Annotated in this window: 20 protein-coding genes and 1 pseudogene; 2 read left to right on the top strand and 19 right to left on the bottom strand. The window is 41.4% G+C overall.

The genetic code is table 11. The features are described from left to right. On the top strand, positions 1-183 hold a 183-nt coding region (locus FYJ57_RS12020), incomplete at its 5' end, for an IS3 family transposase (RefSeq protein ID WP_154432833.1). Positions 184-232: 49 nt separating this feature from the next. On the opposite strand, the pseudogene FYJ57_RS16355 reads toward FYJ57_RS12020, so the two are convergent. The 10 genes and pseudogenes from FYJ57_RS16355 to FYJ57_RS11980 form a co-directional block, all read right to left on the bottom strand. Beyond that, positions 233-588 (bottom strand): annotated as a pseudogene (locus FYJ57_RS16355) (hypothetical protein); the annotation flags it as partial. A gap of 267 nt (positions 589-855) precedes the next feature. After that, positions 856-2,145 carry a group II intron reverse transcriptase/maturase gene (gene ltrA / locus FYJ57_RS12015; RefSeq protein ID WP_154432832.1) on the bottom strand — a complete coding sequence of 430 codons (1,290 nt, stop codon included), beginning with the start codon at positions 2,143-2,145 and terminating at the stop codon, positions 856-858. A gap of 577 nt (positions 2,146-2,722) precedes the next feature. Then, positions 2,723-2,899, bottom strand: coding sequence for a hypothetical protein (locus FYJ57_RS12010; protein WP_154432831.1), 177 nt, complete (start codon positions 2,897-2,899; stop codon positions 2,723-2,725). A 174-nt stretch (positions 2,900-3,073) separates the two neighbouring features. Next, complete coding sequence (locus tag FYJ57_RS12005; RefSeq protein WP_205839976.1) at positions 3,074-3,844, bottom strand: class B sortase; 771 nt, start codon at positions 3,842-3,844, stop codon at positions 3,074-3,076. Further along, entirely contained in the window at positions 3,841-4,776 is a 936-nt protein-coding gene (locus FYJ57_RS15140) for a hypothetical protein (protein WP_205839975.1), read from the bottom strand. The genes FYJ57_RS12005 and FYJ57_RS15140 overlap by 4 nt, the downstream gene beginning before the upstream one ends. Before the next feature lie 139 nt (positions 4,777-4,915). Continuing rightward, positions 4,916-5,230: a hypothetical protein gene (locus FYJ57_RS12000; protein ID WP_154432829.1), complete on the bottom strand. Its 315-nt coding sequence runs from the start codon at positions 5,228-5,230 to the stop codon at positions 4,916-4,918. Between the two features lie 21 nt (positions 5,231-5,251). Continuing rightward, on the bottom strand, positions 5,252-5,950 hold the full coding sequence (locus FYJ57_RS11995) for a hypothetical protein (RefSeq protein ID WP_154432828.1): 699 nt from the start codon (positions 5,948-5,950) through the stop codon (positions 5,252-5,254). 9 nt (positions 5,951-5,959) lie between these two features. After that, positions 5,960-7,168, bottom strand: a complete 1,209-nt coding sequence (locus FYJ57_RS11990) for a ParM/StbA family protein (RefSeq protein ID WP_154432827.1) — start codon at positions 7,166-7,168, stop codon at positions 5,960-5,962. A 57-nt stretch (positions 7,169-7,225) separates the two neighbouring features. Next, on the bottom strand, positions 7,226-8,407 hold the full coding sequence (locus FYJ57_RS11985) for a M15 family metallopeptidase (RefSeq protein WP_205839974.1): 1,182 nt from the start codon (positions 8,405-8,407) through the stop codon (positions 7,226-7,228). Then, positions 8,404-11,136, bottom strand: coding sequence for a phage tail tip lysozyme (locus FYJ57_RS11980; RefSeq protein ID WP_154432825.1), 2,733 nt, complete (start codon positions 11,134-11,136; stop codon positions 8,404-8,406). Before FYJ57_RS11980 ends, FYJ57_RS11985 begins: the two co-directional genes overlap by 4 nt. A 142-nt stretch (positions 11,137-11,278) precedes the next feature. On the opposite strand from FYJ57_RS11980, the gene FYJ57_RS11975 reads away from it, so the two are divergent. Next, positions 11,279-12,295 carry a hypothetical protein gene (locus FYJ57_RS11975; protein ID WP_154432824.1) on the top strand — a complete coding sequence of 339 codons (1,017 nt, stop codon included), beginning with the start codon at positions 11,279-11,281 and terminating at the stop codon, positions 12,293-12,295. A 106-nt stretch (positions 12,296-12,401) separates the two neighbouring features. Here FYJ57_RS11975 and FYJ57_RS11970 read toward each other — a convergent pair whose 3' ends face one another. The 9 genes from FYJ57_RS11970 to FYJ57_RS11930 form a co-directional block, all read right to left on the bottom strand. Then, positions 12,402-13,415 carry a ParB/RepB/Spo0J family partition protein gene (locus tag FYJ57_RS11970; RefSeq protein ID WP_154432823.1) on the bottom strand — a complete coding sequence of 338 codons (1,014 nt, stop codon included), beginning with the start codon at positions 13,413-13,415 and terminating at the stop codon, positions 12,402-12,404. 19 nt (positions 13,416-13,434) lie between these two features. Continuing rightward, positions 13,435-14,298: a ParA family protein gene (locus tag FYJ57_RS11965; protein WP_205839973.1), complete on the bottom strand. Its 864-nt coding sequence runs from the start codon at positions 14,296-14,298 to the stop codon at positions 13,435-13,437. A 392-nt stretch (positions 14,299-14,690) separates the two neighbouring features. After that, entirely contained in the window at positions 14,691-14,882 is a 192-nt protein-coding gene (locus FYJ57_RS11960; protein ID WP_154432821.1) for a hypothetical protein, read from the bottom strand. Positions 14,883-15,139: 257 nt separating this feature from the next. Next, positions 15,140-15,469, bottom strand: coding sequence for a type II toxin-antitoxin system RelE/ParE family toxin (locus FYJ57_RS11955; RefSeq protein ID WP_154432820.1), 330 nt, complete (start codon positions 15,467-15,469; stop codon positions 15,140-15,142). Further along, positions 15,466-15,774 (bottom strand): type II toxin-antitoxin system RelB/DinJ family antitoxin, encoded by a 309-nt coding sequence (locus tag FYJ57_RS11950; protein WP_154432819.1) that lies wholly within the window; start codon positions 15,772-15,774, stop codon positions 15,466-15,468. The genes FYJ57_RS11955 and FYJ57_RS11950 overlap by 4 nt, the downstream gene beginning before the upstream one ends. Positions 15,775-15,853: 79 nt before the next feature. Continuing rightward, positions 15,854-16,075: a hypothetical protein gene (locus FYJ57_RS11945; RefSeq protein WP_004844214.1), complete on the bottom strand. Its 222-nt coding sequence runs from the start codon at positions 16,073-16,075 to the stop codon at positions 15,854-15,856. Further along, positions 16,072-16,206, bottom strand: a complete 135-nt coding sequence (locus tag FYJ57_RS11940; RefSeq protein WP_154432818.1) for a DUF3789 domain-containing protein — start codon at positions 16,204-16,206, stop codon at positions 16,072-16,074. Before FYJ57_RS11940 ends, FYJ57_RS11945 begins: the two co-directional genes overlap by 4 nt. A gap of 3 nt (positions 16,207-16,209) precedes the next feature. After that, a complete protein-coding gene (locus FYJ57_RS15945; protein WP_154432817.1) occupies positions 16,210-17,055 on the bottom strand; it encodes a replication initiation factor domain-containing protein in 846 nt (281 codons plus the stop codon). Between the two features lie 695 nt (positions 17,056-17,750). Continuing rightward, on the bottom strand, positions 17,751-19,652 hold the full coding sequence (locus FYJ57_RS11930) for a VirD4-like conjugal transfer protein, CD1115 family (RefSeq protein ID WP_154432816.1): 1,902 nt from the start codon (positions 19,650-19,652) through the stop codon (positions 17,751-17,753). Positions 19,653-19,654 lie beyond the last annotated feature (2 nt).

The following is a 19,654-nucleotide window of genomic DNA, read 5'->3' as shown; positions in this document are numbered from 1 at the left end:
CGCGAATGGCTGAATCGCTTCAAAATCCGCGACTATAATCATGCATATCGATTGGTATTCGAATATCTGGAGGCATTCTATAACACCAAGCGAATCCATAGTCATTGCGATTACATGTCACCAAATGCCTACGAAGAACTATACCGTAGATTGCAACAGAACGAAGAGCCAATGGCAAGTTAAGATGGGGAAAACCTCACTTTAACTTGTACTAAATCTTGACATAGGACCATTTTATCTCATCATAATTCGTATTTACAAAATCTCTCTTTTTGTGATGAAACAAGCCTGCTCACATAAAAGATAGCCCGGTTTAATATCTTATATTCGGATGGTTCGTCCTTTTGAGCTTCAATATTCACAATAATCTGGGAAAGAACATTTTTCATGCGGACATAAAAAATAATATCGAATCTGACCATTCCCTCATTGATCTCGGCGTTTCTCTGTGTTAATTCCAACGATTCTCTGTCCGATAGCATCTGTCTTTTCTGCATTCGTCATTCCCGGTTCAACTGGAACCCTCCCAACTTTTGGCTCACCCTCAATGTATGTTACTACATCCTCCGGCTTCATTCCTTTTAAGCAAGAGCCTGTGCGGATTCAACTGAATTCTTCATGAACTTTTATAGTATTGTCTCTTTCTCCATTCTTTCGGTGTTAAACAGAACCTTCATAGGTGATTACAGATTCCTTCCCTCCATTTTCTTTTCTCCATACTGTGAATAGTTTCATTTCAAATATGGAAAATCAGGTAGAGTAGGCGGATGAGAAATTTCATCCGCCCCTCATCAAACCGTGCATGAGGTTCTCCCTCACACGGCTTTCCAACATTCTTCTTTCTACAGCATTACGTCATGCTCTAGCCATTTTCTTTAATCCTTTTTCGTAAATGCTATTTCTAACAAATCCCACTCTTGACATATGTTTACGCCTTTGGTGTTTCTTGTTATACCATCTTGTAAAGGTACAGATAATGTACCAGTCCAATTCCTGCATCCATTTCTCATTTGTTTTGGTGGAATAATAATTCTTCCAACCTGTGATTTTCGGATTTAGATTCTTTATTAAATCCTCTTCCTTTGCAATCAGCAGACTTCGACTGTTTACATTTCTTTTAATTTCTACTTTCATTTTCCTCATAGCTTTCCTGCTCGGATACTGATAAGTTTCTTTATACAATTGTCCTTTGCTTGTTTCCGTTGTCATTCTTCTGTGGTGCATTCCAAGAAAGTCAAATCCCTCTTTTCCGTCCCACATGCTGACAATCTTTGTTTTTACTGGGTGTAGCTTTAAATCCAGTTTTGCCATGATGTACTGCAATAAGTTCAGTGCGTGATTTGCACTTTTCTTATTCTTGCAGATGATTACTGTATCATCTGCGTACCTTACAAGAATACCGTGAGTAAGTCCATACTTTTCCCACAATCTGTCCAGTGTATTTAAGTAGATGTTTGCCAATAACGGAGATATAACTGAACCTTGGCTTGTTCCCAGTTCAGAGATTGTCAGTACATTTCCGTATAATACTCCTGATACTAACCATTGTCTTATCAGCTTCAATATCCTACGGTCTGATATTCTCTGCTCTATCAGTTTCATCAGCTTATCTTGGTTTACGTTATCAAAGAACTTCTCAATATCTGCGTCTACTACATAATAGCCCTTGTTGTTACACGCTTTCCTTACCACTTCCAGTGCTTGCTTGGCACTTCTTTTCGGTCGGAATCCATAGGAACAATCTCTAAAGTCAGCTTCGAATACTGGCTCTATTGCTATCTTGGTAGCCATTTGCACAATTCTGTCCTTGACTGTTGGTATTCCAAGAGGTCTTTCACTTCCGTCTGGTTTTGGTGTCATAACTCGCTTTACTGGGGATGGTTTGTACTTTCCATCCATCAGCTCCGATTTGATTTCTGACAGATATTTTTCAATTTCCATCGCTTCAATATCTTCGATTCTGACACCATCTACACCACTGGAACCTTTGTTAGCTTTTACCCGTTTCCATGCCTCGAAAAGTACATCATCCCGATACACCTTATCGTACAATGCATGAAATCTTCGGCTGTCACATTTCTTGGCTGTCAGATATAGTTTGTTTTGAAGTTGTCGAACTTTTTCTTTGGAGTTATTAGTCTGCATGACATTCTCTCACTCTTACCCTCTCTACAAACTTGAATGAAGTAAGGAACCTTCCCATAAACTGCGTTTTCTTGCACAGCCATTATCGGTACTATGTTCCTCTCCGACTCCCTCCCATCAGAAATACGATTTCGCCAAGCTTATACGCTTTCTTTTTACCTTTTGGTGATGGGTAGGGTCTCTCCAGTTCCGAACCACACTTTTCATACATACCGCTTCCTCTATACCGAAAGATTCTTCCGTGCTGCTTTCCAGTTTCTTCACACGTTCCATGGTTTTCGCCCATATACCCAGGGCTCAACTTCTCTTTGCTCTCCTATCAGATACCTTTTTAACGATACGGCAGAATTCACTTAATGTTACAGTCTGCATGATTGCTCGCTCCTCTTGTCGAGGTTACTTTATCCACTCGCTTAGCACCCTGTATTACTACAACGCACCGAGTTTAGCTACACGGCTCACTGGCGATTACCGTGACCGGACTTTCACCGGCAAGTGTGGTCTAGCTTCGCTGGACACACGGCATCAAAAAAGAAAGAGAATGCATATCTGATCCTCTTTCTTTTCTGACGGTTTATCATACGATGTATTTTATTTTCTTCCCTGTTTTGTCAATGCTTACGATCAGATTTTGCAGTCTAGGAAAATCCGTTGGTTTTTTCCCCGATTCCCATAAAAATCCTCTCTGTTCCAGGTTTTGTAATACCTGCTGCTGTTCTTTTCGGCTTAGAAACAGATAAAATGTCTCATTCATAAAATAAGTCCTCCCATTCTCTTTCACACAGTTATTTTTACTCTTTCCTCCTTTTTGCTCCATGTATGAATTGGCTTCACATGTAATATGGGTTTTCTTTCTTAAAGAGTCAGGAAAACACTGCAATCCATAAAAAAAGCTACAGAAAGCAATCCTGCTGACTGTAGCAATTATCTATTTCTCTTGTGATGAAGTCACAACACAAAACACCGTAAATCTTTCCCGTTGTCTTCCTCCGCTTGCACAGGTCGAAAGGCAAAATACCTGATCCATAGCATTTGGGAAAAGATCACACGAATACATGGCATTTGTAGCCGTATAGTCAATCAGTTCCCAGTAGTTTAGAGAACCAAATTCATATCCTGTGGTATATACATACGGGTCAGATGAATTTACATGGAGGCAGGCATATATGGTGCACTGATAACTTTTCTCAGGTGTGTAGATATATACAAAGGGATTGGCATCCCGGAAGGCTTTATCCTGATACTTTGAGAGTTTACCAAACATCCTTCCGGATCTCATATTATGTCCGAATAAAACGGTATAAGGCTCATCGAGCAATGGCGATGTCTGGTAGTGTGCAAATATAGAACCGAGATATTGATTCTCATGTAAATAATTTTTATGTAAATACTCTTCATTATCTTTTCCCAATAAAATAGGATAATTTATTTCCAAGACAGGTATATAAAGCCATCCGATAATATCCGGATTTAACCTCTGTAAAGATGTAAAATCAATACGCAGATCCGGGATTGTGGTTTCCGGTTCATCATTTTGCCACTGCATAACTTCTTCATTCTGAATAAAGGTATGCAGCATTTCATCCTGCTGCCGATCGAAGCTTATATATTCCCTGGCTACAGGTACACTCTTTCCTATAAAAAAGAGCGCCGCAAAAATCCATAGAAGACCAATTAATATCTGGATCCGTTTTCTCATTTTTCCACCTCTCGGCTTTCTCCCAACCAGTATGTTGCTTCTGTTACTTCCTGTGCAGTCCGCTGATACTCCAGAAATTCTATTTCTGATAACGCAGGAGCCACTTTTATCCCCGGAAGTTCCACTGCCATATTTTGTACCCATTCTTCTTTTGTTTCCGAAGTTTGAATAAGAGTCAGCATAGCCAAAAAATCCTTATCTGCCATCTGTCTAAGCTGCATATGCTCCAGAAAATACTTTTTGGTACGAAGAACTACTTGTTCATACGCCAGTAGTTGCTCAATAAATTCCGGCGAATACTCCTGTTTTTTCTGTACAGCCTGTTTGCTTTTTCGAAAAATGGATGCTTCTAATTCCTTTCTGGACTTTGTGGGGGCAATTACCATGTTTCCCTGAGCATTTTGATAAATGGCATTTTTATTATAATTACTTTCTCTTCCTGCCACCTGGCCAATCGTATTTTGTTTTTCTAAAGGAACTTTTTCTTTCCACTGCTTTTGTGATTCTGCTTCACTTGCTACTTGTATTTCCCGTTCGGTTGTAGTTTCTGGAATTGTTATGGATACCTTCGAAGCTTCACCCTCATCATCCAAAAGTAATTCCAGTGTCGGCTTTTGGGGAACCTTTTTCGCCTTCTGCTTTTTATATGCGGCTTCGATAGTAACCTTCGAAGATAACGTTCTTTTTGGAGGATTAAACCCGGCTATCCGTGCTTCTATGTAAAAAGAATTCCGTTCCAAAGTATCATATAATCGAATCACTGCCCGAAGAAGGACTCGTCCGACAAAGATAAGTTTTTGATATGTTATCCCATTATCATCCGGTTTTATTATTTTTTGAATCGCCTCACAATAAGCTGCATCCATACTTTTATAACTATCACTTGTAACCGTTTCTTTCTGTATGTGGAATCCTTTTTTCTCAGCAATCATCTGTAGCTCCTGCCACTCATCTGTCGAATCATCTGACAGCAGCAGAATTAACAGATCGTCCGAACACAGAGTACAGGCTGTTTTCGCCAGATTTCTGTCAGAACAGATATCTTCCACTGTCGTAATATAAAGAGCCATGTTACTTCTCCTGTGAAATACTTTCCTCATCCGCCAGATCTTCACAGTTCATTTCTACGTAAGTCCCTGGCTGTATTACATCAAATCCATCCGCGACCAGGATATGTTTTTTGATCTGGTCGTCAAAAAGCTTTTGATGATTGATAACGGTACTTACATGATCATTGTAATACCAAGTCTTTTCTGGTTCACTTTTCGGGCATACCGTAATAAAAAGCGGGATTTCATAAAACTTACATACCTTCAGCAATTCCTGGAGTAACGGTTCTGCTTTTGTTTCAAATTCTTTGCTTTTATCAAATTCTGTTACTTTCATCTCTACCTCCAAAATTCATGATTAATCCATCCATGCAGCCATATAATTCATTAACTCTTCTGCATCATCCGCTGCATTCATGTTATTGTTTTCGGGTAATGCAGCAGCGGTCTGTAAGAAGTCTGCCTCACTAACGGTATTTTCTTTCGCCTGCTGCATAAAATCTTGTAATTGGTTCTTTCGGGTATCTGTCGGCTTCTTAGAAAAAACCGGTTTTCTGCTTTCTGTTTTTTTATGCTCCCAGACGGAACTCGATTCCTGCTGCCGCATGCCATCTTTTTGTAACAATGGAATTTCATAAGGAACCGGCGGATTCAGATATTCTGTATGCTGCAAACCGGATCTATCAACCACATACTCTGAAAGAGCAGGCATACGCAGATACATTCTCAACAGCTGCTTTAAAAACATCGTACGGTATCCTGGAATAATGCTGTTCCAGAAGGTGATGTAGGGTGCCTCTGTATCATCGTTCAGCCTTAATACAAAAGACTGTGTAGGAAATTGGATCTGTCTGACTGTTTGTTTTGTCTGGGACTTTTTATACACATACTTGATCTCCGGATTTGGACTCTCACATGGTAAAAAGACAATATTTTCATGATCTACAAATGCTTTCAGACACAATTTCGCTGTTTTGGCCAGATTCACATGATAGACCATTTTCAATAATAAAAGATCCATATCATGACATTTATATAACCGAATGACTGCTTTCAATCATCTTCCTCATTTCTGTTTCTTTTTCTGTTGCATCATCATCGTGCGGAACAGATAATACCCGCGGACATTCGCATACTGCATATCCAGACTGTCGTTTTGGTTGCCCGGAATGATCTTTAATTTGCTTCCCTTAAACTTTTCCTGGATCCATGCATACCAGGCAGCTCCTGTGCCGCCGGTAACTACAAGATATTCGTAGTCTGCAAACTGATCTGTTATGGTACTCAAATGCTTCAGTGCCGCATTACACACTTTTAGGCTGCATCGTTCGAGGATCGTATCAAAGGGCCACTCTTCATCAGAAAATCGAAATTCATCCTCATCCATCCCCATTTCACTTGTAAACGGGATGGTCCCCTTTTCCAGATATTTCTGCATACAGGAGACGCGAATTTCCGTATTCTTTTCCTTCTTGATCTCATCCGAAACCATTTGCAGGATAGAACGCATACCAAACCTGTCAAAAGATTCATTGATGGAGCGTACATGCCCTTTCATTCCAAAGACATCCATGGTATGAAAGCCGATATCCAGAATCAAAACATTTCCCGTCAGATAGTTTCGTGCTTCGGGAATGTATTGACCATTATTTCCGATATTGATGGATGCCATCGTGCCGGATGGCTGGGCCATGACATAGACATTTTTAGGATCAATTGTAATGTGGAACTCCTGCCATGGATTTTTTCCCACTTTCAGCCGGTAATTTGCAGCTCTTGAAAACATATGGATATAAGGCTCCCGGTCCATCTCCAGATAGGCAGGAGGCAGACCGGCCTGTATGATAATTTCTTTTCCGATCCCATGAAAATCCGAATGTTTCTGATTCGGCATAGCCGCAAGACCGATGGCTGCCATGCATAGCACATAAAATTTTTTGTTTTTGAAACGTTTTCTGTTAAAAAGTTCATTGTCCGTATCATTGATGTCATTTCTCGATATACTGTTTTGTGCGTTTCGGCCAAGCAAATAAATCTCCCCGGTATCCAGGTCTTCATAGATAACGTCCTGCCTGTCATACATTGTCATCATGCTTTTGTCCTTTTCTAAAAGTCTCGCATAGGACGGAAAGCAGAAATACTTATTTGGCGAGAATCCTTTCATCCCGCCATATCCGGAATCCAGACCGATTACCCAGTAATCGTCATTCCGTTTTATTTTTTCATATACTTTTGGCACCCATTCTGTTCGGGTGCGGTAAATACTGGTATTCATATTGTTCTCCTTTGTTCGATATAGCACTGAGAATTCATTATAATTTCATGATCCGGTTTAATGGTTGGTATACGTAAAATGCATGGGATCATAAAAACTGGGGGACCAGTCACCTCCCCAGTAAAATCCGTGGGCTTTGAAGATCGCAACCACCTGCGGATTGTTATAATACGGACTTTTCGGATCCGGTTTGCTATTCCAGTAAGATGGCGGGTTGGCATTTGCATTGAGGTCGATCACGCAGCCATACGAATGATGGGACAGTTTTCCGGTTCCGGATGCCATTGGCCTCCAGTTATAGCCAAAGGTATCACCTGGATTTACATAAAATCCCTGGACTGTCAGCAGTTCTTCAAAAATAGACTGTATTTCATTTGCCAGCTGTTTGTGTACCCTTAGACTCATCGTGGTTTTTCCGGTTTTCGTCTGGATCGGCACAGTGATTGTTGTCAGATATGCCTGAACTTCGGTTGGTGACTTCGGTGTTCCTCCCGGAAATAGCCAGCTTAGTCTTGTCCCGGAATCAATCGTTCCGGCGATACCGGCTGCCACGGAACCGGAATAGCCGCTGCTACCGGTCATATTTACTTCCTTACAGGAATAAATCGCATTGATCGATTGCAGGATGTTTTTATAATCCAGCGTAATGCCTTCTCTTTCCATATAAGTTTCATATTCGCCTGCTGTATATTTTTGATCCGTGAAAAAGCCAATGACAGAAGGATCATTGCTGTACCAGGCGATAATAACCGCCTGCAGCTTTGCATCCAGTTTGTATGGATTGACTTCTTCGGATTCCCTGACGCAGGCTACCAATAACCTGCAGGCAGCAGCTATCGATTCCTCTGCGGTAAGATCTGATTTCCCTTCGTATTTTGGAAGATCTGTGATTGCAAAAATGTCATTTCCCGATCCTTGTGTACGTAGATAGCAAATAGCAAGCAGCAGTTCGGTATAACCGGAATAATCCTGGGAATAGCTTTTGAATTCCGCTTTTATCTGCGCCTCATAGTCACGGACGGCAGTATTTACGGAAGCTGTTGCTGAATACGTCGTGATAACGGAAGGAATCGTCCCCAGAGAAGCAAATTCCGTCCATTCTGTCAGATCCAGTACCGTCCAGGCATCATCCTGTTTTTCTGTATCCCATCCTTCCCACGAAGCTTTTACATATGCGGTTGCTGCCAGGGATGTAGCGCAAAGAAGGCATAGAGCCAGTATTGTTTTTCGTTTTTTCATGATACCTCCTGTTCCTGGGAACCTGCAGATTGCGCATACAGACGGTATGCTTTGTTTGCTTCCCTGCTTCTGGTTTCCCATCGTGCATTTTTTATCCCACAATTTTCATAAGCGCATAAAAATACCATGGTAGCCTGATCAACATCCTGCAACTGCAGAAACTGTTCAAAAGAACAGGAAGGAACGGTATAACCGGCTCTTCGAAATTCCTTTGCTGTCTGGGAATCAGAACTCCACATACTTCCCCAGATCCCTTTCTGACACAGGATAAAATAATCCAGCTGTGTTTTCAGGTCAGTCCACGCTGTTCCCTGGCTGTCTGCGTAACGAACCAATCCCATCCCGTCATCGGATCTTTTCGAATCCGGGGAATAAGTAAATCCTAATATGCCACGACCACCGCTGCCATGTGCCGAAGGATTAATCCCTGAGATCAGCGTCCCACCGCTCTCCTGGGCTGCATTCCCTAATAGCGCCGCGCAGGCCGCATCCGACCACCCTGCACTTTTGCAGTAATTCCATATCTGCTGTGCAGCCACACTCCCTGTCAGATCAGATCCAAGAATCGCAGAGCCGCCATAAGAATCATTTGCTAACTGGCAGTTAAAAATAGAATTCAAATAGTATGTCGTGTAATCAATAGTTGCATCGTAAGCACTGACATAAAGATTCCCGTCTGCATCTGTGTCATATACCGGTGTCTCGGTCAGATAATAGGTATGGCTCCCGTTATACAGCTTTCTTACATAATCAAGGACTTCATCCGGATCTGCGCCTTCCAGGTCAAAATCGAAATACACTTTCGTCAGCGAAAGGATTTCCCGGCTGTTTGTATAGGCATAGATCGTACTGCCTTCTTCTTCCGTGTCGTTTTCTGTATAGGCCTCCTCATCTTTCACCTGGCGGAAATTAACCGTTACATTCCGATATTTCTTTCCGGTCGTGATACGGTCGATCTCGTCCATTTGGTTCTCATACATTTGGTTGATCGTATCGATGCACTGATTCAGAATCGCTGTGTCTGTATCGCCTGCATCAGCATTCAGGGTAAACATGTTCATAAACGTTGTTATCAGAAAATAAAACACCACAAACAACAGCAAAAGTAACAGGAATACAATCAGAATACCGGACAGAAGTGACAGGATCGTCTGAATGGCAGCAGAGGTTCCAGCAACTGCTTTTGCAAGAACGTGCTGGATAAAAGATGTTACATTACGTACCGGGGCAAATTTCTTTGATGCCCTTTTCCAGATCTTTGTCTTTATCAGGCTGTTTTTGACTGTCTCTCGAAGCCGGAAAGGATCGCGAAAAAACCGGATGGTTTTACTTTTGACTGCATATTTCTTTTTCCTTAAGCGATTGTGCCCCTGCTGCATCCGGTCGAATGTCCTGGAAGCGGATGTCACAGTGTTTCGCATCCGGTTCATTACCGGGTCGGCATACTGTACCAGTACCTGATTGATCACCGGATTCACACGCAGTGTCTTATTTACGTTGATTCCTAACGTGCGGACAGGCCGCAGCGCGATTTTCAGTCCGTATTTTGCTCCCTTGCCTGTCTGAGCAGCATTTTTAAGCGTATACTTCAAAGTGCGGGAAATCATCCTGGATACATCCCAGGCAAGAAAAGTTCCTGCACCCATATGTGACTGCATCAGATGCTTTCTGGCGGATCGTTGTATACTCCTTACAATCCCAAGCTCCTGATGCGATATTTCGCTAACTTTTATCGCTGCATGTAGATTTATGGCATGTTTTAAAAGTGCGGCTTCCTCTGCGGTCAGATCGGTACGCTTTAAAAGCTTTTTTAATTGTCCCGCCGATACACTCCCTGCCAGATTCCCAACGCCTCTGCTTTTCGTACCGGCTAACAGATGTTCAGAAAAATAATTGTCCAGCATCCGTTTTTGCCTTTCCAGATCTGACAGGTCATGGAAACTCATAAAAGTAACCGGCTGTATCCCTTTAATATCCGGTGTATATTCATTGATCACACTGGTTAATTCATGCCGCAAACGGGCAATTTCTTTTGGCTTATAGGTATCACCGGTTTTAGGATTGATACGGTCTTTCAGGTGCATGGTCTGGTAGATACGTTCCATATCCCTTCCCGGAAGGAATTCCCGGTCATGAAGGATATCCAGGCATTTTTCCACTTCGCCGGAATCTGAGATCCCATACTGTGACAGCAGAATCCTCACTTTACTCTCTGCCGCCTCATCGTCAAAAATCAATGTCCGTTTGATCTCTTCAAATGCTTCTGATGAAAAATACCGTCTGCTGGAGCCTCTGGCCAGGGAGCGCAGTGCCAGATTTGCAGTTTCTTTGCAAAGCGGCACATAGGCAGCAGATGTTACCTGTATGCCTTTATTTTCATATGTATCATGTGTAGAAACATGGTAAGAGGTATAAAAAGTAACCTTCATTGGCTGTGTAAGGATATCTTCCACATGCAATCGCGATGGCCGCTCTCTCGCTGCTATCAGATCTTTCGCATTTTTATCTTCTGAAGTGACAGACGGTATCTTTGAAAAGTCTGTTTGGATCATATTTTTCAAGCCTTTATTCAGATGATCCACATCTGCTTTCTTAGCTTTTCGCATCTGATCAGCGAGTGCCTTTTGCCGTACTTGTGTAATTGCCTCCTGCTGCCTGTCTGGAGGCCTGGATAACGGCTTTGCTCTGGATCTTCTCTCCGGCACTTCTTTTTTTCTTTCGTTACTCAAATCATTCACCTGCCTTTTTCTCCCCTAATATGGGCGATTTCCTTTTGGCAGGAGAAATCCCGGACTCCCTAGTCTACTATCTTCCATATTGTCTATGTGATTTTTCAAATATGGAGAAACATGTAAAAGGGAGGAAAGAAAGATGAACGATCATTCGAATGTGTACAGTTCGGAATATCCAAAACAGATTCTGAATAACATCAAGCATACCAAGAACGGAATTTCTACATTTGCCATAGAAGCACTCTTTGGCTATCAGGATCCACTGCCGGAAAATCCCATGAGCCTGATGAACGGGTATTCTGTTTACAGTTTTGTATTGATCCAAAACAATAAAGCGGTAGCCGCAAATCTCAGGCCGACGGATCTGGCGGCTCTGGCAAGAAAATCGGAACTTGCTTTTGATATGGCATTCCGCCACCGGTATTTCCAGCATTTTCGTGCATTTCACACGGTATATCAGGTGATTCTAAAGATCAAAGAAAAGATATCCGGTACAGGGCAAAAAGAGCCATCTGCACAGGATTGTAAGGCTGCATTCTCACATACCTTTTCCTGGGGAAAATACAGGGGAAAAACACCTGGAGATGTATTACTGGAATATGAAAATTCCCTGCCTGAACTGATGCGTACAAAGAATCTTCTTGTAAAAAATGTTGACCAATATCCAAATAACAGGAAACTGATAGCTGCTATCGACACTGCTGCTACAGCTTTTAAGAATGGGACATTAAAAAAGGAAGACAATACCGCGGATGTACCGGAAGAGACAAACCGTGATATCCTCTTATACGAAGGCATATGGAAAAATAAGACAGGAAAAAATGATAAGAAAGAAATGGATGGTCTGGAAGTTTACCGCTGCTATAAACTCACGATAAAATACCAGTCGTTCATGGACAGGTTTCCGATTACGGTCATCATAGAAAACTGTTTTATTCCCGTAAAAAAACAGGAGGACGGTCGGCAAAATATCCTGACTTCCCAGGCTGTGCAAAAGACATATGTATCAATGAAACATTCGTTTACCTTTGAAGAATGGCTGGATATTATTGATACTATGAAGCAGGCAAAACAACTGTTTTGTAATATGGTTTACCCATCCATGTACAAATTAGCACTGCAATGCGATATGGATAACCGCAGCAAAGCAAAATAACACGAGACTATGAAAAAAAAGTTGGATCATCCCACCAGAGGTTCACAGACAACGTTTTCTGTAACCGCTGATCAGGATTGATCCAACTTTTTTCCATTCCTAGCTACTATCGTTTTAAAATAGACTGTATCATCCGCTGCATCTGTTCGAGTGCACTCCGTTGGTAAAATTCCATTTCCGGAAGGTTCCCTACTTTGTAGATCCAGGTCAAAATCTGCTCAAGAAAAGCCTGCTCCTGTTTTTGTGCTTCTGTCAGCGGTTCTTCCTGATCCCAATCATCCAACTCCTCAGAATCTTTCTGACCAGGAATATTCTCATCTTGATACTTTTCCGGAAAAAGAGCCTTTTCAAATGCTTCGAAAGAATCATCTGTTTCCGGAACGGACATTTTTTTTGCCTCGATTTCCTGTATGGTACTCATATCGATCGTTCCGGTATCTTCCAGGATTTTATACAGTTCTTCCTGCTTTTCTTTAGAAAGATGGGCGATTTTGGAGGCTTTGTTGATGGAAATACTGCCATCTTCTACTTTTTCTTTCATCTCAGGGATCATATATTCATCAATAGAAACAATCTTTTGCACCTGCCGTTGCCCGATTCCCATTTTTTCGGATATCCTTTTGATGATATTCTCCGGAATGGCGTCACCGCGTTCCTGTTTCTTCTTGTATAGGTCAAATAGCTCCCATACATCCTGTTTGCGGTATTTTTCCATATTTCTTGCCTGACTGTTGGTTTCGCGTATGATGATTTCTTCGTCGATCTCATCCAGATCTGACGGACCGTATACTTCCACAGGTATTTTCTCCAGTTTTTTTGCTGCTTCCGGATTTTCTGCCATTACCTTTTTAATTGCTGTCCAGCGTCGTTCGCCACCAAGCAGCATATACGTTTTATCCGGAAACGGACCTTTCACAAGCAAAGGCTGCAACAGTCCATATACGGCTATATTGTCTGCGAGCTCATCAATATTGGTAACTTCATATTTGTTTTTCGGATTTGGAATAACCAGGTCAGGTGATACATAGATGACCTGACCGAAACGCTGCGTATTGATTCCAGCAGAAAAATTAGACGGTTTCATATTTCCCAATCCATTCCCTAATGTAAATTCTTTCACGGTTATTTTCCTTTCTTATCTATTTTCTGATGATTTTTGCGGTTTTATATTCTTTCGAGGTGGCATGCTCTTTCAACAGCTCCCTGGCCTGATCGGACATAATGTATTTCAGTTCTTCCATCAATAGGATATAATCTTCCAGAGGGTTCGACCGCTTCTTATAATGCAACAACGGTATAGATTTTGCCGAGCATTCAGCCACCTGGATGCTCTTTCGCACCGTGGCCTGCAGGAAAAATTCACCAAGTTCTTTTTTATATGCCTCATATAGAGAGCGGAACAGGTTGGTGTTTTTCTCCACCTTGACCATATAGATCCCGCGGAATGTCAAAAAGGGATTCAGTTCTCCATTCGATGTTATGTTTTGGATTTCCAGGAATAAATTGGTCAGTCCCTGATAAGAAAATCCATCCATTTCTACCGGCGCAATCACCTCGTCGCAGGCCACCAGGACATTTGTGGCAAGGATATCTGCACTGGGGTTTTTATCAATGATGATATAGTCGTAATCCTTCTTAAAAAAGGAAATCGCATTTGCCAGGATGCTTCTGGTATCACAGTCTCTTAACTGTTCGACATAAGAGATCGTATCTCTGTGTCCCGGTTCCGATACGATCATGTCAATATTCTCGTATTTCGTCGGATAAACCATTTGTCTGGCATATTCCGGAAGTCTTTCCTGCGGACACATATACAGGTCTTTGATCGTATAACGTTCCTCATCTGTCATCATCCCGAAAAGCCCGGTCATGTTACATTGCGGATCATTATCCACCAGAAGCACACTCTTTCCGCATTTCGCCAGTATTTCTGCCATAGTTGCGTTTCCAATCGTTTTTCCGATACCGCCCTTTATATTGATATTTGATAAAACAACACACATCTTTTTCGTTCCTCCTTTTCCTCTATTGTAGCGTGTTTTCAGAAGCTCCACATTTTGCATATTTCCAAAATTTTACAGATATCTTTTAAAGGAGATATGGTTGAAATACGTGAAATCATACAAATTAGCGAATACAGATTCCAATCCACAATAAAAAGGCCTTCAAACTTTGCAATTTTATCTTGCATGAGTTTGAAGGTAGCTAAAAATTGATATATTCTTATAATTTTTTTCTTATTAGTTGAAAAATGTATCTTCTTTTGATATACTGTGTATGTACTTGATTGTGGTGTTCGCACTATACATGATGGTAAAATCTACAAAAGCTAATAATTATATCCCACCACTGATTCTAGGTGTTCGCACTATTAGATGATTTGGGCGGGATATTTTTATTTATATTTCAACAAATCATACATCCTTATTAAACGCTTTAATTCAGAATTACCATTTAATACTTTTGGAGTATGCTTTTTCCTAAAATCTAAATATTGATCTGTTGTAAGAACTTTATTGTTATAATCTTTTTCCAATAAATATGCAATAGCTGGCTGCTGTTCATAATAGTCCTTTTCGTCAACCATATTTGCATACACATCATATTGAAATTCATTACTGCTAAATTCAGTACAAAACTATCTTAATAATTCGTCCCATTTTTCAGATCCTAAGTAGCGTTTACTTAATCCTGAACCAACAAACAAAAATGGATGATGCCCCGTTGTTTGAATGGCCTCTTTTATAATTGTTTTAATTTTACTAGCGTGGTCCAGCTTCGCTGGACACACAATATGAAAAAAGCAGTCGATCATAAATGAAAGACTGCTTTAAATCATATCCTTTATTGCTTTGTGTGGAGATTTAACTGATTGTCTATGTCCCGTCCGGCATACATTACTCTAAGTATTGTTACAACCTTTTTATCGCTATCTGGAATATAAAGTACCACATAATTATCTACTGGTAATACACGAAGTCCACGACTTTTCCACGGTTCTTTTTGATATTTTCGATAACGTTCTGGCATCGTATCCAGACTTAATATCTGTTCTTCCAGACGGTCAAGTTGTCCGCTTGCATTTTCCGGCGATTGCAATTCAAAAGCAATATATTCAAAAATTCCTCTCAAATCACTGTCAGCCTGTTCGGATACTTCTACTTCATATATCATAAGCCATAATCCTTGCGAATGTCAGCAAAGGCTTTCTTCGCATTTTTTGTCCGTCCAGCCTGCATATCCGCATATCCTTTCTCCAATTCTTCATTGAACTCTGCTTCTGATAATGTGCTGATGTCAACAGATCTGGCAGACGGTATTTTTACTTCAAACGGAAGTCCTCTTTGTAAGATAATCTGTTTATAAAACATATTGATAGCACTGGAAGCAGGGATACCAAGTGTAGACAGGATACTTTCTGCTTTTTCTTTGACATCTGGTTCAATCCTTACATATAAATTTGCTGATTTTGTAGCCATATAAAACATCTCCTTTCGTGAGTAGTATTTCCATCTATCTTTATTATATGCAAATGTACGCACAATAGCAATACTAATTTTACGCTCCAATAATCTTATTGAATAACTGTAACAATACGTCTTTTACGCCGGACGCATTGAATACAAGACCAACGGCGACTAAGGCAACTACCAAGAATCCGATGAGTTTGGAAAACTCACGCTTGAATCCCAAGTAGATACCAATAACAACAATCGCCATCAGCACAAGGCTCTGTGCGTTGCTTAAAAACCAGTTATAAAGGTTCTGTCCAAAATTCATGCTTTCTTTTCTCCTTTCAGTTCCATCATTTTTTGGTCAGACTGTCTGCCAGCCTGTAAAATACACATGGCAACCACGCCAACTGTTCCCCCTAAAGAGAAGAACAGGAAATCAAATAATAATCGTTGCATTGTTCAATTCTCCTTTTCTAAAATCACATCTTCGGTAGATGTGGTCTGTTGTTCGATTATCTTGTAGTGCTTTTCCGTCAGTTTCGTAGATTTACGGATTTCTTTCAGATAATCAATCCCTGTTTTCGCTGTGATTGTTTCCAGCATTTTGAGTGTCGGGTCAACCTGCCGTTGAATCCAGCGTAAAGTTCTATCCAGTGTGTAAGGTTCTGGTTTGGTCGTGTGCTTTAACGGCTCTCTGTTTTCCCCGATGAACCACGTCCAGCGGACAGATAATTTCCAGTCGCTCCGTTTCTTGTCTGCTTCCTTATCCACGAAGCGTACATAACGGTTGATAATAGAAAATGCCGTCCGTTCACCAGCGTAAACTTCATTCTGTACTGCCTGTGAGATTTCATTATAGGAAGCTTTGACATTATCGCACTGCCAGCCGAGCTGTTCACTCAACCTCTGCCAGACAACACACTGTTCCAGCAAATATCCCTGTTTGTAATTCAAGTTCGTATGAGAAGCGGTATATTGCTTGACGTACTCTAAGGAAAGAGCAACGTCCGTAATCTGATCGCTACTCATACGGGAGCTTGCGTCAGAACGTGTTTTATATCCATTCTTGAAACTGGTGTTGATATCCACGTAGTAGGCAGTTTCGCCCTCAACTTTCATGTGTCCCTCATTGAATGTAGATTTGATAGAACCATCATTCATAACGTGTTCAATGTAGCCGACACGTTCTGCTGATTCTGTCCAGTATTGATTGCCGGACGCATGAACCGCCGTCACTGGTAATGCCGTGAGAATGGTTGCAAAAGCAAGCGTTCCTGTCAGCAATCGCTTTACTAGCTTATTCATATTTTCTCTTTCTCCTTTTGATTTTGGGTATGAAAAAAGCCGTCCATTTCTGAACGACTGGAAATAGAAAAGGAACGCCAAAAGTGTACGTTCCATAGTCTATAAAATATTTAATTTTTCTCTCTGGTGTGCTATCTGACGCCAATTTTGACCCCAAATTTCTGAAAAATGACGATTTTTGATGAACAACTACAAATTTTCAAAATCCGTGAAACCCTTGTAACTAGGGCGTTACGGGACTATATGAAACTAGACAAAACCAACGTCACAATAACAAGAGGATACTGAGAAGAAAGTCTTTTTCTATTTGTCCACACATATTGTTCGCCATCCAGTGTGATTCCCAAGGTTATCATGGTACTGTTAGCACCACTCCGGATGTCTGTATTGCTCAGATCACATCCTTTCATAGCCTGTGAATTAATGGTTCGTAAGATCGGAACAAAACCTTTTGTGATGCTTTCTAATATCGCTGTCTTTCCGCTTCAATTGTCACCGTAGAGCGCGACAAAATTTTTTATCCTTAAAATTTATCTTCTGCTTTTGAATATTTCTAAAATTAGTCAGTTCAATAAAATCGATTTTCATTGTATCACCTTTTCATGCTAATATATATTGATTATAACGTACATTTCCATGTGCTACAATGAATAAATAGGAAATGCACACAGTTTCAAAATCACATCATCAGCAATTTACTCCGTTCCTATCGCATCGGTCAGTGGATTACTTTTCTCCGTATCCGTTTCAAGCGGCTGTGGCAGAGTCATTTTGTGGATACTGTCGATCATGGCGGACAGCTGCATCTGTTTGATGAACAGATCCCGTTCATCATTTCTTGAGGTATCGTATACCGAATACGCATGGTAATCAAAAAGTTCTTTTGTCTCCTGCCAGTTTTTGTGTTTGGTCGCATCGTATTTCTGATCCCGGATCGGTTTGCTGCCGGTTACGATGACGATACATTCCGATTTGTCCATCTGGACGATCTCACTGGGATCCATCAGATTCCGTGCGGTCTGCTGGAAACTTTTACTGGATGATTTCTTTCCGCCATCGGACAGGTTTCTGTTTCTCTGGCGGATCGTTGCTTTTCCGAGGATTTCGCTAAAATATTTGGCGGTTGTCTCCTCATTCGTTGCAAGCAGGATCAACGTGCTGGAATTTGAAAGCATTTCTTCCCAGTCATCTTTATACCGGGATTTCATCTGTGACAGCGACTGCCAGATAGGGGTACAGGAAATATTATACTTTCTCATCGTGGCCATGCGCGAAGGAAGCCCGGGGATCTCTCCAATATTTGCTATCTCATCCAGGATACAGCGCACATGGATGGGGAGCCGGTTATCTGCTTCCGGTGGAAGTTCGTGCTCTCCTTTATGGTATAACGTTTCAAACAACTGTGAGTACAGCATCGAGGCCAGGAACATATAAGTCTGGTCTGCCTGTGGTGTGATAATGAACAGTGCAGTCTTTTCATCACCAATGGATGCCAGATCGAGTGTGTCCATATGGGTCAGATTTGCCACATCTTCAACATTGAATGGATTTAGCCGGACACCTAACGATATCATGATGCTCATCCGGGTTTTGGTCGGGGCCAGCTTGAAAGTCTTATAATTTTTCCAGGCCATGCACCCTTCTGGCAGGTGGTCAAATAATTCATCCAGCTCTGTTTTTACGTTTGGGTTCTGTTCATTCAGTTCTCCGGCGCGGAGCAGTTTCATGACGGAAGAAAAATTTCTCAGGGATTTATCTTCCGTGAAATCCTTCAGATAATAGATGCAGGCCGATAACAGAGCCTCTTCTGACTTTTCCCAGAATGGATCCCCGGTCTTTGCTTCTTTTGGATTGGTATTCTTGATCAGGCACTTTACCAGTGTCATGACTCCCGCATCATCCCGGATATATTCAAAGGGATTGTAGCAGTTCGAATGTTTCATATCGGAAAGGTTGAATATCTTAATCCGGTACTTTTGTTTTTTTAAAAATGTCCCGGTGCTTCGTAACAGTTCTCCGGATGGATCTGTTACCACGTAGGAGGCGTTGGCCTGCAGGATGTTCGGCTTTACAATCCGGAAAGATTTACCGGAACCCGCCGATCCGAACACGGTACAGTTTGCATTGATCCCGGTATGCCAGAAGTTTGTTGAGATACGGACATGCTTGCTACAGATCATATTGCTTGCCCCGTCGTCTTCTTTTTTCCCAAACGGTTCTGCATACTCCATGGAAAATTTTATCATATCTTTTCCCATATCGTTAAATGCAGCAGACCCGCACTCTTCGTCTGTGGTATAATGCCGGAACCGTTCATATTCATTATATAAGAAGAAAAATGTGAGCAGGCCAACACCGGCTCCTGCCATAATTCCATAGAAAGTGTCTACGGTAAGTGGAAAAATGGAACAGTCTTTTAATTCTGTAATATCCTGGAGAGACTGTATCAGTGCCTCTGGAATAGAAACAGCCTGCATATTTTTAAGATAAGCCATATGGGCCAGGATAACTGCACTAAAGATTCCAACCGCCAGTGATATCGAAATATGCATCAGTTTTGTGCTTTGTGCTTTCTGTGATTCTATCTGTTTTGCCATCT

Source organism: Oliverpabstia intestinalis, assembly GCF_009696065.1.
Taxonomy (GTDB): domain Bacteria; phylum Bacillota; class Clostridia; order Lachnospirales; family Lachnospiraceae; genus Oliverpabstia; species Oliverpabstia intestinalis.
The sequence above is the reverse complement of the archived record's forward strand: the minus strand, read 5'-3'. Positions and strand labels throughout refer to the sequence as shown.